Here is a 14204-nt window from a genome sequence, read left to right as displayed (position 1 = left end):
CAGAAGTTGCCGATTACCAAGCAGTCTTTGCTGGGCGATTTTAAAAAATGTGTGGCTTGTATCGAACCGATGGTTGCCATTGGTCTGTTTCAACGCAGCAGTTTTTCGAAAGGTGCACTGTGACTAATGCTGGTGATTGGGGGCTTCGGCCTTCCTTCGCTTTCCCCGGCGGCTCTGACCGCTTTAACGCAGACTTCTAGGGTTTTTCATGACGCGCTACATCTTCGTCACGGGCGGTGTTGTTTCTTCATTGGGGAAAGGCATTGCCTCGGCTTCATTGGCAGCCATCCTGGAGGCGCGGGGACTTAAGGTCACCATGCTGAAGCTGGACCCCTACATCAACGTTGATCCGGGCACCATGAGCCCGTTCCAGCACGGTGAAGTGTTCGTCACACACGACGGCGCCGAGACCGACCTGGACTTGGGTCACTACGAGCGGTTCATCCGCACGACGATGACCCAGAACAACAACTTCACCACGGGCCGTGTCTACGAACACGTTCTGCGCAAGGAGCGCCGTGGTGATTACCTGGGGGCAACCATCCAGGTAATTCCGCACATCACTGACGAAATCAAGCGTCGAATCATCAAGGGCGCCGGCGATGCCGACGTAGCGATGGTTGAGATTGGCGGCACTGTGGGTGACATTGAGTCGCAACCGTTCCTCGAAGCTATCCGTCAGTTGCGCATCGAAGTGGGCGCCAAGCGCGCCATGCTGATGCACCTGACTCTGGTTCCGTATATCGCCACCGCTGGCGAGACGAAAACCAAACCGACCCAACACTCGGTTAAAGAATTGCGCTCCATCGGCCTGCAGCCGGACGTGCTGATCTGCCGCTCCGACCACCACGTGGATGTATCTTCGCGTCGCAAGATCGCGTTGTTCACCAACGTTGAAGAGCGCGCCGTGATTTCGCTGGAAGACGCTGACACCATCTACAAGATCCCGGGCATGCTGCACGCTCAGGGTCTGGATGACTTTGTTGTCGAGCGTTTTGGCTTGCAGTGCAACACCGCTGACCTGTCCGAGTGGGACAAGGTCGTGGATGCCAAGCTCAATCCTGAACACGAAGTCACCATCGCGATGGTCGGCAAGTACATGGAACTGCTGGACGCGTACAAGTCGCTGATCGAAGCGATGAGCCACGCGGGTATTTCCAACCGTACCAAGGTCAACCTGCGGTATATCGACTCCGAAGACATCGAAAACAAAGGCACTGAACTGCTGGAAGGCTGTGATGCCATCCTCGTACCGGGCGGCTTTGGTCTGCGCGGCGTAGAGGGCAAAATCACTGCCGTTCAATATGCTCGCGAGAACAAGGTGCCTTACCTGGGTATCTGCCTGGGCATGCAAGTGGCGGTAATCGAGTTCGCACGTAACGTATTGGGCTGGAAAGACGCCAACTCCACCGAATTCGATCGCAGCAGCGGCCACCCGGTGGTGGGTTTGATCACTGAGTGGGAAGACGCCACCGGTGCAGTCGAAACCCGTACCGAAACATCGGATCTGGGCGGCACCATGCGTCTGGGTGCGCAGGATTGCCAGCTTGCAGCCGGTTCCAAGGTGCATGATTGCTATGCCAAGGACGTGATTGTCGAACGTCACCGTCACCGTTACGAAGTGAACAACAACCTGCTGCCTCAACTGATCGAAGCCGGCCTGAAAGTCACCGGTCGTTCCGGCGACGGTGCGTTGGTAGAAGTGGTAGAAGCGCCGGATCATCCATGGTTCGTGGCGTGCCAGTTCCACCCGGAATTCACCTCCACACCCCGTGACGGCCATCCATTGTTCAGCGGTTTCGTCAAAGCAGCATTGGCGCAACACGAGAAGAAGGCGTAATCAGCATGGCGCAAAAGATTATTCGCGTAGGCAATATCGAAATTGCCAACGACAAGCCTATGGTCTTGTTCGGTGGCATGAACGTGCTGGAAAGCCGTGATATGGCCATGCAGGTGTGCGAAGAGTACGTCCGTGTTACTGAAAAGCTCGGTATCCCTTACGTGTTCAAGGCCAGCTTCGACAAGGCCAACCGTTCATCTGTCAGCTCTTACCGTGGCCCAGGCCTGGAAGAGGGCATGCGGATTTTCCAGGACATCAAGCAAGCATTTGGTGTGCCGCTGATCACCGACGTCCACGAGCCTGCGCAAGCAGCCGTGGTCGCCGAGGTGTGCGACATCATCCAGTTGCCAGCTTTCCTGTCGCGTCAGACTGACCTGGTCGTGGCCATGGCCAAGACCGGCGCCGTGATCAACATCAAAAAAGCCCAGTTTCTCGCGCCCCAGGAAATGAAACACATCCTGAGCAAATGCGAAGAAGCGGGCAACGATCAGTTGATCCTCTGTGAGCGTGGTTCCAGCTTCGGCTACAACAACCTTGTGGTCGACATGCTGGGCTTCGGCATCATGAAGCAATTTGAGTACCCGGTTTTCTTCGACGTGACCCACGCGCTGCAAATGCCCGGTGGTCGCGCCGATTCTGCCGGCGGTCGCCGCGCCCAAGTGACTGACCTGGCCAAGGCCGGTATCAGTCAAGGCCTGGCTGGCCTGTTCCTTGAAGCACATCCGGATCCTGACAACGCTAAGTGCGACGGCCCTTGCGCCTTGCGCCTGGACAAGCTTGAGCCTTTCCTGGCTCAACTGAAGTCTCTGGATGAGTTGGTTAAGAGTTTTCCGACAATAGAAACCGCTTAACCCTCGATTCTCCGGTAAAGTACCGCACGATTTCTCGGGCCTCAGGGCCCGAGCCTTATCGTCCGCAAGGCTGCCTGTTATTCGACCCTTGCCGACGGTGACCAGATTTCCCTCAGCTGCGTCGTTTTCGTCAACTTTGGAGTATTTACAACAATGGCAAAAATCGTCGACATCAAAGGTCGTGAAGTTCTCGACTCCCGTGGCAATCCCACTGTGGAAGCGGACGTGCTTCTCGACAACGGCATCATCGGCAGCGCCTGCGCGCCGTCCGGTGCTTCTACCGGTTCCCGTGAGGCATTGGAGCTGCGTGATGGCGACAAGAGCCGTTACCTGGGCAAAGGCGTGCTCAAAGCCGTTGCCAACATTAACGGCCCTATTCGTGATTTGCTGCTGGGTAAAGACCCGGTTGATCAAAAGGCGCTCGACCACGCGATGATCGCGCTGGACGGTACCGAAAACAAAGGCTCGCTGGGTGCCAACGCTATCCTCGCCGTGTCGCTGGCTGCCGCCAAGGCCGCCGCACAGGACCAGGACCTGCCGCTGTACGCGCACATTGCCAACCTGAACGGCACGCCGGGTGTTTACTCGATGCCGGTTCCGATGATGAACATCATCAACGGTGGTGAGCACGCCGATAACAACGTCGACATTCAAGAGTTCATGGTTCAGCCAGTCGGCGCCAAGACTTTCTCCGATGCGTTGCGCATGGGCACCGAAATCTTTCATCACCTCAAAGCCGTGCTCAAGGCCCGTGGCCTTAACACCGCCGTGGGCGACGAAGGTGGTTTCGCACCGAATCTGGCGTCCAACGAAGATGCACTGAAAGTGATCTCCGAAGCCATTGCCAACGCCGGCTACACCTTGGGCACTGACGTGACCCTGGCGCTGGACTGCGCGGCCAGCGAGTTCTACGAAGACGGCAAGTACAATCTGTCGGGCGAAGGTCAAGTCTTCAACTCCGAAGGCTTCGCTGAATACCTCAAAGGCCTGACTCAGCGTTACCCGATCATCTCCATCGAAGACGGTCTGGACGAGTCTGACTGGGATGGCTGGAAAATCCTGACCGATAAAATCGGTGAGAAAGTACAGCTGGTCGGTGACGATCTGTTCGTGACCAACACCAAGATCCTGAAAGAAGGCATCGATAAAAAGATCGCCAACTCGATCCTGATCAAGTTCAACCAGATCGGCACCCTGACTGAAACCCTGGAAGCCATCCAGATGGCCAAGGCGGCTGGTTACACGGCAGTGATCTCGCACCGTTCCGGTGAAACTGAAGACTCCACCATTGCCGACCTGGCCGTTGGCACGTCCGCTGGCCAGATCAAAACCGGCTCCCTGTGCCGTTCCGACCGTGTTTCCAAGTACAACCAACTGCTGCGTATCGAAGAGCAGTTGGGGGCGAAAGCCAAGTACAACGGTCGTGGCGAGTTTCGCGGCTAAGCGGTAAGTGATAAAAAGACAGCAGATTGTGTCGTAACACTCGCCAGCGCGAGGGGTTTGACACTAATCTGGTGGCTACACGTACAAGCCTGGTTCGTCCAGGCTTTGTACTATTCGTGGTTTAGGTTTGTCGGCATGGCTGTCTTTTCACTGGATACCTGATATTCGATGCGCAGTCCCAATTGGTTGTTCCTTATCTTGCTCTTGCTGCTGGCTGGCCTACAGTATCGCCTGTGGGTGGGGAATGGCAGTTTGGCGCAGGTTACTGACCTGACTCAGCAAATCGCCGATCAGCGTGCTGAAAACGAAATTTTGCTTGAGCGCAACCGCGTGCTGGATGCGGAAGTGTCAGAGTTGAAAAAAGGCATGGAGACCGTTGAAGAGCGGGCTCGCCATGAATTGGGCATGGTCAAGGAGGGTGAAACCCTCTATCAGTTGGCCCAATGAACCGTTCCTCGCCGGCCTTTTGGGCCGTGATTCCTGCCGCGGGCGTGGGTGCCCGAATGGCCGCGGACCGTCCCAAGCAGTACTTGCAGCTGGGCGGACGCAGTATTCTCGAACACAGCCTTGGCTGTTTTCTCGATCACCCCGGTCTTCTGGGGCTGGTGGTCAGTGTCGCCTGCGACGATCCTTTCTGGCCGACGCTGCCTTGTGCGGTTGATCCGCGTGTGGTGCGGGTGGATGGCGGTCGTGAACGTGCAGATTCGGTGCTCAACGCGCTGTTGCATTTACATGCATTGGGGGCCAGTGACGATGACTGGGTGCTGGTGCACGATGCAGCGCGGCCCAATCTGGCCCGAGAGGATCTGGATAAACTGCTCGGTGAGTTGTCGGATGACCCGGTGGGCGGCTTGCTCGCGGTGCCGGCGCGCGACACCTTGAAGCGGGTCGATAAGCAGGGCCGCGTAGTCGAAACCGTTGATCGTCAATGCATATGGCAGGCCTATACGCCGCAGATGTTTCGTCTCGGCGCACTGCATCGTGCGCTGGCCGATAGCCTGGTGGCGGATGCCAACATCACTGATGAGTCTTCAGCCATGGAGTGGGCAGGCTTGTCGCCGCGCTTGATCGAAGGTCGTTCCGACAACATCAAGGTAACGCGCCCTGAAGACCTTGAGTGGCTGCGATTACGGTGGGTTAACCGCTAACACCGGAGCATCCTGCGTAGGCCGATGCGGCCGCGGCATAAAGGCTGCAATCCACTGCATGGCAAACATCAATCCGTTTTCCTCCCCAAAGGCGCTCAACCCCGTGCGCAAGTGAACTCACTGCTGGGCGGTTGAGTACTCTTCGCGTGTGGCCAGTGCTGCTTTCAGATAATCCACCAACTGTCTGACTTTGGGCGATAAGTGCCGCTGTTGTGGGTAAAGGGCCCAGACGGCCGTGTTGGGGGGTTGATGCGGTTCCAGCAAGGACACCAGCGCGCCGGTTTTCAAATGCTCAAGCACGTAGTAGTCGGGCAATTGACACAACCCTACGCCAAACAGCGCCGCATCCAGCACCGCCTGCCCACTGTTACAACGCCAGTTGCCTTGTACGCGCTGCGAAAATTCCCTGCCGTCTTGTTGCAACTGCCAGAGGTCCGAGCTGCCAATCAAACAATTGTGCCGGCCCAGTTCCGACACACTGTGTGGGCGTCCGTAACGTTCCAGGTAGGAAGGGGAGCCGCACAGGTACATGCGCCGTGGGGCCAGGCGAGTGGCTACCAGGCGTGAGTCCTGCAACCGGCCGAGCCGAATGGCCAGGTCCAGGCTTTCGTGCACCAGGTCCAACGGGCGGTTACTCAGCTCAATGTCCACCCGTAACTGCGGGTACAAAGCCATAAATCGCGTGACCAGCGGCACGATAAAGCGTTCGCCATAAGCCACAGCGCACGTCATGCGCAGCAGCCCTTTGGGTTCGCTGGCCAGGTCGCCTATCGCACGTAACGCTTCTTCGCGTCCATCCTGCAAACGCTGGCAATGTTGCAGGAACGTCTGCCCGGCTTCGGTCAGTGTCACGCGCCGGGTGCTGCGGTAAAACAATCGCGTCTGCAAGCGCTCCTCCAGCCGTGCCACCTGACGGCTGATATGGGAAGACGACACCCCGAGTCGCTCGGCGGCCGCCGTGAATTGACCGCACTCTGCGACGGCAACAAATTCGTCTATACCTTCCCAGCGGTTCTCGTTCATGGAGTATTGTCCCTGCCTGGCAATAATGTTTTGCTTTTGGCTGGATTATTAATCAGCCAGCGCTGATTTACACTCCATGTCTTGTTTTTACTTTGCTGGAGACGATCGATGATCAAGTCACGTGCTGCCGTAGCCTTCGAGGCCAAAAAGCCGCTGGAAATCGTGGAAGTGGATGTTGCCATGCCCAAGGCAGGTGAAGTGCTGGTGCGGGTGGTGGCGTCGGGCGTTTGCCACACCGATGCGTACACCCTGTCGGGTGCAGACCCGGAAGGTATTTTTCCGTCGATTCTGGGCCATGAAGGCGGCGCAATCGTTGAAGCGATCGGTGAGGGCGTTACCTCGGTAGCGGTAGGCGATCACGTTATTCCGCTGTACACCCCGGAATGTCGCCAATGTAAGTTCTGCCTGTCGGGCAAGACCAACCTGTGTCAGGCGATTCGCTCGACTCAGGGCAAAGGCTTGATGCCCGATGGCACTACGCGCTTCTCCTACAAAGGTCAGCCCATTTTTCACTACATGGGAACGTCTACATTTTCTGAGTACACCGTGTTGCCAGAAATTTCGGTGGCCAAAATTTCCAAGGATGCTCCGCTGGAAAAAGTTTGCCTGCTGGGCTGCGGCGTGACCACGGGCATCGGCGCCGTGCTTAACACCGCCAAGGTCAAGCCAGGCGATACCGTCGCCATTTTCGGTCTGGGCGGGATTGGTTTGTCAGCCGTCATTGGTGCTGTGAAAGCCAAGGCTTCGCGGATTATTGCGATTGATATCAACCCGGCCAAGTTTGAAATCGCCAAGCAACTGGGCGCCACGGAGTGCGTCAACCCGAAAGACTTTGACCGTCCGATTCAGGACGTCATTGTGGATATGACGGACGGCGGCGTGGACTTCTCTTTTGAATGCATCGGCAATGTGCAGTTGATGCGTGCGGCACTGGAATGCTGCCACAAGGGCTGGGGCGAGTCGGTGATCATTGGCGTAGCAGGCGCCGGGCAAGAAATCTCGACCCGTCCGTTCCAACTGGTGACCGGTCGCGTCTGGCGTGGTTCTGCCTTTGGTGGCGTGCGCGGCCGTACAGAATTGCCGAGCTATGTCGACATGGCGCAAAGCGGTGAAATCCCGCTGGATACTTTCATTACCCACACCATGGGGCTGGAAGACATCAATAAGGCATTCGACCTGATGCATGAAGGTAAAAGCATTCGTACTGTCATCCATTTCTAATCGGCAGCGGCCAGCCTCGCGCAAACGGGGCTGGCGGCCTGGAGTTGTCCATGACACTGGAAAATATAGCCTGCCAGAAGAGCTTCGGCGGCTGGCACAAGCGCTACCGGCATCGGTCTCAGGTGCTCGGTTGTGACATGGTGTTTGCCGTGTATTTGCCGCCACAAGCCGAGCAGGGCGCCACTTTGCCGGTGCTGTACTGGTTGTCGGGGCTGACGTGTACCGATGAGAACTTCATGCACAAGGCAGGGGCCATGAAACTGGCCGCTGAGCTGGGCTTGATCATTGTGGCGCCCGACACCAGCCCCCGTGGCGACGGCGTACCGGATGACCCCGACGGGGCCTGGGACTTCGGGCTGGGAGCGGGGTTTTATTTGAACGCTACTCAGCCGCCATGGGCGCAGCACTATCAGATGCACGATTACGTGGTGAACGAATTGCCCGCGTTGGTTGAAGCGCATTTCCCGGCTTCCCAGCGACGGGGCATCAGCGGCCATTCGATGGGCGGCCACGGCGCACTGGTGTGCGCACTGCGTAATCCGGGGCGTTATCAGTCCGTTTCGGCGTTGGCACCGATCAGCAATCCGATGGATTGTCCTTGGGGGCAGAAGGCGTTTTCTCATTATCTGGGCGAAGAACGTTCGCGCTGGCGTGAGTGGGATGCCAGCGCACTGTTGGCGCAGGCGCGTGAAAAGTTGCCGCTGTTGGTTGATCAGGGCGATCGGGATGACTTCCTGGCTGTCCAGCTCAAACCTGACGTGCTGCAAAAGGCGGCTGAACTGGCCGATTACCCGCTGACATTGCGTATGCAGCCTGGCTATGACCATAGCTATTTCTTTATCGCCAGCTTCATTGATGATCACTTGCGTCATCACGCCACTGCACTGGGTGCCTAATAGCGCCCAAGGCAGGTCAAAGTAGGTAGAATCACGCCCTGACTTAATCGGGGCGTTTTTTTATGCGTATTGGCCACGGCTATGATGTGCACTGTTTTGCTGAGGGCGACTTTATTACCTTGGGCGGTGTGCGAATCCCACATAAATTCGGCCTTTTGGCTCACTCTGATGGCGACGTGCTGTTGCACGCACTCAGTGATGCGTTGCTGGGGGCTGCTGCGCTGGGCGACATCGGCAAGCACTTTCCCGATACCGACCCTACCTTCAAGGGCGCTGACAGCCGAGCCCTGCTGCGTCATGTGGTTGGCCTGATCCACGCCAAAGGCTGGAAGGTCGGCAATGTCGACAACACCATCATTGCTCAGGCGCCAAAAATGGCACCGCATATCGAAACGATGCGCGCGCGGATTGCCGCGGATCTAGAGGTTGATTTGGACCAGGTAAACGTAAAAGCCACCACCACCGAAAAGCTGGGCTTTGTCGGCCGTGAGGAAGGCATTGCCGTGCATTCGATCGCGTTGTTGGTTCGCGCATGAACGAATTTGATCTGTTGGGCCCGCGCGCGTATGGCGACGCATTGGGTACGGCGGTGCTCAAGGCTACCGCTGACGATTTTCAGGTCGATGAAGTCCTGGATATTCCCCTGTCCGGGGATGGCGAGCATCTATGGCTGTGGGTGGAAAAGCGGGGTCTGAACACCGAAGAGGCCGCGCGCCGGATTGCCAAGGCCGCCGGTGTGCCACTGCGCACAGTCAGTTATGCCGGGCTTAAGGACCGTCAGGCGCTGACCCGCCAGTGGTTTAGCGTTCAGTTACCGGGCAAGGCTGATCCGGATCTGTCTTCGGCAGAAAATGACACGCTGACCATCCTCAAGACGTCGCGTCACAAGCGCAAGTTGCAGCGCGGAGCCCACGCGGCAAACGGCTTCACGTTGCGCCTGACTCAATTGTCGGGCGACAAGGACGCGTTGCAGCAACGTCTGGAGCTGATTGCCCGTCAGGGTGTTCCCAACTATTTTGGCACCCAGCGTTTTGGCTGGCAGGGCGGCAATCTTGGGGAGGCGCGTGATTACGCTGCCCGCAAGGCGTTGCCTGAACAGCGCAATGTACGGTCACGGCTGCTGTCGACCGCCCGCAGCTACCTGTTCAATCAGGTGTTGGCGGCCCGTGTGGCAGACGGCACTTGGCAGAAAGCTCAGGTGGGCGACCTTCTGGCCTTTACCGATAGCCGGAGTTTCTTCCCCGCCGGTGAGGCTGAATGCAGCGATCCGCGTCTGGCCATTCTGGATGTGCACCCGACCGGGCCGCAGTGGGGCGAAGGGGATTCTCCTGCCCAGGGCGCGCCCCATGAACTGGAACAGTCGATCGCCGAGCGTGAAGCTGATCTGCGCGATTGGCTGGTCCGAGCGGGCATGAGTCACGAGCGACGCATTCTGCGGCTGCCCATTGGCCGGTTGACGTGGCATTATCCAGAGCCTGACATTCTGCAACTGGAATTTGTACTGCCGGCCGGATGCTTCGCCACTGTTCTGGTGCGCGAACTTGTTGATCTGGTGCCGTTGGGTCAAACGGACAGCCTATGCGTATTCTGATTTCTAACGATGATGGGGTAAGTGCCCCGGGCCTTGCAGCGCTTCACGCTGCACTGGCCGATTATGCCGAGTGTGTGGTGATTGCGCCCGAGCAGGACAAAAGCGGGGCCAGCAGCTCGCTGACGCTCGATCGCCCGCTGCACCCGCATACCTTGGCCAATGGTTTTGTCAGCATTAATGGCACGCCGACCGACTGCGTTCATTTAGGCATTCACGGCCTGCTGGACCCGCAGCCCGACATGGTGGTTTCCGGGATAAACCTTGGGGCTAACCTGGGGGATGACGTGCTGTATTCGGGGACCGTTGCTGCGGCGCTGGAAGGCCGGTTTCTGCAACGCCCGTCATTCGCATTTTCGTTTGTGTCGCGTCAGCTCGATAACTTGCCGACGGCGGCCTACTTCGCTCGCAAGTTGGTGCAAGCCCATGACCAGTTGGACCTGCCGCCGCGTACCGTGCTTAACGTGAATATTCCCAACTTGCCGTTGGACAAGATTCGCGGCATTCAGCTCACGCGCCTGGGGCATCGGGCGCGTGCTGCGGCGCCGGTGCAGGTGGTCGACCCGCGCGGCAAGGCGGGTTACTGGATTGCCGCCGCGGGCGACGTGGAAGATGGCGGGCCGGGCACAGACTTTCATGCGGTCATGCAGGGTTATGTGTCGATCACGCCGTTGCAGCTTGATCGCACGTTTGGCGAGGCATTCAAATGTCTCGAGGGTTGGCTTGAGGGCTTGGGTTGATGGGGCGTGAACAGAGTGGCCTGATGCATCGCGGTATTGGCATGACTTCCGAGCGTACTCGTGAGCGGCTGATTCAGCGCCTGGTTGACGAAGGCATCGTCAATCAAAACGTGCTTGAGGTTATTCGTCGCACCCCGCGTCACCTGTTTGTGGACGAAGCGCTGGCGCACCGGGCTTACGAAGACACCGCCTTGCCGATTGGCAACAACCAGACGATTTCCCAGCCTTATATGGTGGCGCGCATGAGCGAGCTGCTGCTCGAAGACGGCCCGCTGGACAAGGTCATGGAAATCGGCACCGGCTCCGGTTATCAAACCGCCGTGTTGTCGCAGCTGGTTGAACGCATCTTCTCGGTCGAGCGCATCAAGGTGCTTCAGGACCGGGCCAAAGAGCGCTTGCAGGCGCTCAACTTGCGCAATGTGGTGTTTCGCTGGGGCGATGGCTGGGAAGGCTGGCCAGCGCTGGCGCCCTATAACGGCATTATCGTGACAGCAGTCGCTACGGATGTGCCCCAGGCCTTGCTGGATCAGTTGGCACCGGGTGGGCGCCTGGTGATTCCGGTGGGAGCGGGCGAGGTGCAGCAACTGATGTTAATCGTGCGCGAGGAGCATGGTTTTGCGCGTCGTGTGATCGGTAATGTGCGTTTTGTACCGCTTTTGAATGGCCCGTTGGCCTGACCCTCATTCATCTGCGCTGAATTATAGGGGCGGGCGGGGGTCATATAGCCCGACGCCAAGGCTCTGTTTAGCCTCACACGTGCTTTAAACGGCGTGTTTAAGTATCGGCTTTACTGTCTGTAATAGCTGCGTTGCCAGTTATACTTGCGCCACATTTCGGCCGGTACTGGCCATCTAATATTTAGCCACCATCAAAGGGAGCGGCGGGTGAGTCTCACAGTCATTGCGCAGCGTATGAGAACCAATAGCTATCACAGACTGGTGGTCGGTTTACTTCTGAGTGCCACGCTTGCCTTGTTGGCGGCCTGCTCCAGTTCACCCAAGAATGGCGTGCGTGTTGTCGACCGTAATGGTGTGGCCCAGCGTCCGGCCGTGACCACTGGGCAATACGTTGTCCGGCGGGGCGACACGCTGTTTTCCATTGCGTTTCGATACGGATGGGACTGGAAGGCGCTGGCGGCCCGTAACAATATTGGGGCGCCATTCACCATCGTCCCGGGGCAGACCATCCGCTTTGACGGACGAGCTGGCACCCGTCCGACAGCCGTCGCGACCAGTACTGTCACGTCACCTTCATCGGGCAGTAAAACAACGGTCATCAAGCGTCAGGCCACCGCAACGAAGACCGCAGTTGCCCCGGCACCCATGCCTGCCGGTCCCGCTCCCAAAGGCTGGGGCTGGCCTGCAAACGGTATTTTGATCGGTAAATTCTCTTCAAACGGTAGTTTGAATAAAGGTATTGATATCGCCGGGGATTTGGGACAGCCTGTTTTAGCTGCGTCGGATGGCTCAGTGGTATACGCCGGGAGTGGATTGAGGGGCTACGGCGAATTAGTCATCATCAAACACAGCGATACCTACGTCAGTGCCTACGGTCACAACCGCAGGCTCTTGGTTCGGGAGGGGCAGCAGGTCAAGGTTGGACAGACAATTGCCGAAATGGGGTCAACTGGTACAGACCGGGTGAAACTTCACTTTGAAATTCGCCGCCAAGGTAAACCTGTAGATCCACTGCAATTTCTTCCACGCCGTTGATCAGTTACCAGCCCGTTCCTTGATGTAGTAAAGGAATGGGCTCCAGCATTGCCAAGGATTAGGCGAGGCTAGAGCTTGAGGTCGAACTCAACAAAGGACTATAAAATGGCTCTCAACAAAGAAGCGCCGGGGTTTGACATCGACGATGAGGTGCTCCTTATGGACCCTGATATCGTCATGGACTCGATGTCAGAAGAAGATGCTTCACCCCCTACAGTTCGTACCAAGTCCAAAACTTCATCTGCGTTAAAGCAGCATAAATACATTGATTACACCCGGGCGCTTGATGCGACTCAGTTGTACCTCAATGAAATCGGTTTTTCCCCGTTACTCTCTCCCGAAGAGGAAGTCCATTTTGCGCGTTTGTCGCAAAGTGGAGATCCGGCCGGGCGTAAGCGCATGATTGAAAGCAACTTGCGGCTGGTGGTTAAAATTGCCCGTCGCTACGTCAATCGTGGGTTGTCGCTGCTCGACCTGATTGAAGAGGGCAACCTGGGCCTTATTCGGGCTGTCGAGAAGTTTGATCCCGAACGCGGGTTCCGTTTCTCGACTTACGCCACCTGGTGGATCCGCCAAACGATTGAACGGGCGATCATGAACCAGACCCGTACCATCCGTTTGCCGATCCATGTTGTTAAAGAACTCAACGTCTATCTGCGAGCTGCGCGTGAACTCACGCAGAAACTCGACCACGAACCCTCCCCTGAAGAAATCGCCAATCTGCTCGAAAAACCCGTTGCTGAAGTCAAGCGCATGCTCGGCCTCAACGAGCGGGTGTCCTCGGTGGATGTGTCTTTGGGGCCTGACTCCGATAAAACCCTGCTCGATACCCTGACAGATGATCGTCCTACAGATCCGTGTGAACTGTTGCAGGACGACGATTTATCCCAGAGCATCGATCAGTGGCTGTCGGAACTGACCGACAAACAGCGTGAAGTGGTGATTCGCCGCTTCGGCCTGCGGGGTCATGAAAGCAGTACGCTTGAAGATGTAGGGCTTGAAATTGGCTTGACGCGTGAGCGTGTGCGCCAGATTCAAGTCGAAGGGCTCAAGCGCTTGCGCGAGATCCTTGAGCGTAATGGGCTCTCCAGTGAGTCATTGTTCCAGTAGAGCGTGCAGTACCTGAAACCCCGGCTAAAAGCCGGGGTTTTTTATGCGCGATCAGTTATGTGTTCCTGGCGTATTGAATGGAAAACTACCGCGCCATGTGTTTTTTTCCTTCTGTCGATGGGAAAAAGTAACCAGCAACGGCATACATTTTTAATTCGCTGTTCGGAATTGGGCATTTGAAATGAGGTGCTGTGAGCGAAACTGGATATTTGTTTCGCTGTTTTGTAAGCCTTTACTTACTCTTCTTGTAAGCTAAAGGTTGAGGATGGATTAAGTGGTTAGATTTTCTTACTTGTTTTGTTTTTTAAGTTATTGATATATATAGACTTTATTTTTTGCTAGGTGCCTGGCGTGTAATAAAAATCTATATATGGTGCGCTTGCAGCAAACTTGGAAATCTCTAATATCAGAACTGTATCGACGGATCGATACATCGTTCAAGGATGGACGTTGAAGGACATCGCAGGAAGCGATTCATCAGGATGATGAAAGGGAAAAAAGGGATTAGGCTCTGTACGTAAAGTATTGTCGCAAGCACCGCATAGCGCAGGCCAATGAGACCATCGCCGCAAAACTTGTTGCGAGCTTGTCGAAGCGCGTCACGATGCGACGGTTCTCCTTCAGCCAGCCAA

At 56.8% G+C, this 14204-nt stretch carries 14 protein-coding genes and 1 pseudogene; 13 read left to right on the top strand and 2 right to left on the bottom strand.

What is annotated here, in order from left to right:
- Positions 1-208: 208 nt before the first annotated feature.
- From pyrG to ispD, 5 genes are all read left to right on the top strand, one after another.
- Complete coding sequence (gene pyrG / locus HBN61_RS07580; RefSeq protein ID WP_047277182.1) at positions 209-1840, top strand: CTP synthase; 1632 nt, start codon at positions 209-211, stop codon at positions 1838-1840.
- Between the two features lie 5 nt (positions 1841-1845).
- On the top strand, positions 1846-2691 hold the full coding sequence (gene kdsA, locus HBN61_RS07575; RefSeq protein WP_047277180.1) for a 3-deoxy-8-phosphooctulonate synthase: 846 nt from the start codon (positions 1846-1848) through the stop codon (positions 2689-2691).
- 153 nt (positions 2692-2844) lie between these two features.
- A complete protein-coding gene (gene eno, locus HBN61_RS07570) occupies positions 2845-4134 on the top strand; it encodes a phosphopyruvate hydratase (protein ID WP_047277178.1) in 1290 nt (429 codons plus the stop codon).
- A gap of 168 nt (positions 4135-4302) precedes the next feature.
- A complete protein-coding gene (gene ftsB / locus HBN61_RS07565; protein WP_047277176.1) occupies positions 4303-4581 on the top strand; it encodes a cell division protein FtsB in 279 nt (92 codons plus the stop codon).
- On the top strand, positions 4578-5282 hold the full coding sequence (ispD, locus tag HBN61_RS07560; protein ID WP_047277174.1) for a 2-C-methyl-D-erythritol 4-phosphate cytidylyltransferase: 705 nt from the start codon (positions 4578-4580) through the stop codon (positions 5280-5282). The genes ftsB and ispD overlap by 4 nt, the downstream gene beginning before the upstream one ends.
- 117 nt (positions 5283-5399) lie before the next feature.
- Here the strand turns inward: ispD and HBN61_RS07555 are convergent, their stop codons facing one another.
- Complete coding sequence (locus HBN61_RS07555) at positions 5400-6305, bottom strand: LysR family transcriptional regulator (protein WP_047277172.1); 906 nt, start codon at positions 6303-6305, stop codon at positions 5400-5402.
- Between the two features lie 108 nt (positions 6306-6413).
- Between HBN61_RS07555 and HBN61_RS07550 the strand changes: the two genes are divergently transcribed.
- The 8 genes from HBN61_RS07550 to rpoS all read left to right on the top strand — a co-directional run bounded on the left by HBN61_RS07550 (position 6414) and on the right by rpoS (position 13572).
- The gene (locus HBN61_RS07550; RefSeq protein WP_047277170.1) at positions 6414-7526 is read left to right on the top strand and encodes an S-(hydroxymethyl)glutathione dehydrogenase/class III alcohol dehydrogenase; all 1113 of its coding nucleotides are present in this window, start codon (positions 6414-6416) and stop codon (positions 7524-7526) included.
- Between the two features lie 50 nt (positions 7527-7576).
- Positions 7577-8422, top strand: a complete 846-nt coding sequence (gene fghA, locus HBN61_RS07545) for an S-formylglutathione hydrolase (protein WP_047277168.1) — start codon at positions 7577-7579, stop codon at positions 8420-8422.
- A gap of 62 nt (positions 8423-8484) precedes the next feature.
- Complete coding sequence (ispF, locus tag HBN61_RS07540) at positions 8485-8958, top strand: 2-C-methyl-D-erythritol 2,4-cyclodiphosphate synthase (protein WP_047281100.1); 474 nt, start codon at positions 8485-8487, stop codon at positions 8956-8958.
- Positions 8955-10013: a tRNA pseudouridine(13) synthase TruD gene (gene truD, locus HBN61_RS07535; RefSeq protein WP_047281099.1), complete on the top strand. Its 1059-nt coding sequence runs from the start codon at positions 8955-8957 to the stop codon at positions 10011-10013. Before ispF ends, truD begins: the two co-directional genes overlap by 4 nt.
- On the top strand, positions 10001-10750 hold the full coding sequence (surE, locus tag HBN61_RS07530) for a 5'/3'-nucleotidase SurE (protein WP_047278250.1): 750 nt from the start codon (positions 10001-10003) through the stop codon (positions 10748-10750). The genes truD and surE overlap by 13 nt, the downstream gene beginning before the upstream one ends.
- Before the next feature lie 41 nt (positions 10751-10791).
- Positions 10792-11427, top strand: a complete 636-nt coding sequence (locus HBN61_RS07525) for a protein-L-isoaspartate(D-aspartate) O-methyltransferase (protein ID WP_162199714.1) — start codon at positions 10792-10794, stop codon at positions 11425-11427.
- Between the two features lie 207 nt (positions 11428-11634).
- The gene (locus tag HBN61_RS07520) at positions 11635-12462 is read left to right on the top strand and encodes a peptidoglycan DD-metalloendopeptidase family protein (protein WP_047277158.1); all 828 of its coding nucleotides are present in this window, start codon (positions 11635-11637) and stop codon (positions 12460-12462) included.
- Between the two features lie 105 nt (positions 12463-12567).
- Positions 12568-13572 (top strand): RNA polymerase sigma factor RpoS, encoded by a 1005-nt coding sequence (rpoS, locus tag HBN61_RS07515; RefSeq protein WP_047277156.1) that lies wholly within the window; start codon positions 12568-12570, stop codon positions 13570-13572.
- 504 nt (positions 13573-14076) lie between these two features.
- Here rpoS and HBN61_RS07510 read toward each other — a convergent pair.
- Positions 14077-14204: pseudogene (locus HBN61_RS07510) on the bottom strand (IS5/IS1182 family transposase); the annotation flags it as partial.

The organism is Pseudomonas sp. WS 5071, assembly GCF_012985765.1.
GTDB lineage: Bacteria > Pseudomonadota > Gammaproteobacteria > Pseudomonadales > Pseudomonadaceae > Aquipseudomonas > Aquipseudomonas lundensis_A.
This window is presented reverse-complemented; position numbering and strand designations above follow the sequence as displayed.

Bases quoted from the DNA above. Each gene is read 5' to 3' on its own strand.
- HBN61_RS07525 (WP_162199714.1), top strand. From the start codon at position 10,792: ATGACTTCCGAGCGTACTCGTGAGCGGCTGATTCAGCGCCTGGTTGAC.
- ispF (WP_047281100.1), top strand. From the start codon at position 8,485: ATGCGTATTGGCCACGGCTATGATGTGCACTGTTTTGCTGAGGGCGAC.
- eno (WP_047277178.1), top strand. From the start codon at position 2,845: ATGGCAAAAATCGTCGACATCAAAGGTCGTGAAGTTCTCGACTCCCGT.
- kdsA (WP_047277180.1), top strand. From the start codon at position 1,846: ATGGCGCAAAAGATTATTCGCGTAGGCAATATCGAAATTGCCAACGAC.
- pyrG (WP_047277182.1), top strand. From the start codon at position 209: ATGACGCGCTACATCTTCGTCACGGGCGGTGTTGTTTCTTCATTGGGG.
- rpoS (WP_047277156.1), top strand. From the start codon at position 12,568: ATGGCTCTCAACAAAGAAGCGCCGGGGTTTGACATCGACGATGAGGTG.
- truD (WP_047281099.1), top strand. From the start codon at position 8,955: ATGAACGAATTTGATCTGTTGGGCCCGCGCGCGTATGGCGACGCATTG.
- ftsB (WP_047277176.1), top strand. From the start codon at position 4,303: ATGCGCAGTCCCAATTGGTTGTTCCTTATCTTGCTCTTGCTGCTGGCT.
- HBN61_RS07555 (WP_047277172.1), bottom strand. From the start codon at position 6,305: ATGAACGAGAACCGCTGGGAAGGTATAGACGAATTTGTTGCCGTCGCA.
- surE (WP_047278250.1), top strand. From the start codon at position 10,001: ATGCGTATTCTGATTTCTAACGATGATGGGGTAAGTGCCCCGGGCCTT.
- HBN61_RS07550 (WP_047277170.1), top strand. From the start codon at position 6,414: ATGATCAAGTCACGTGCTGCCGTAGCCTTCGAGGCCAAAAAGCCGCTG.
- ispD (WP_047277174.1), top strand. From the start codon at position 4,578: ATGAACCGTTCCTCGCCGGCCTTTTGGGCCGTGATTCCTGCCGCGGGC.
- fghA (WP_047277168.1), top strand. From the start codon at position 7,577: ATGACACTGGAAAATATAGCCTGCCAGAAGAGCTTCGGCGGCTGGCAC.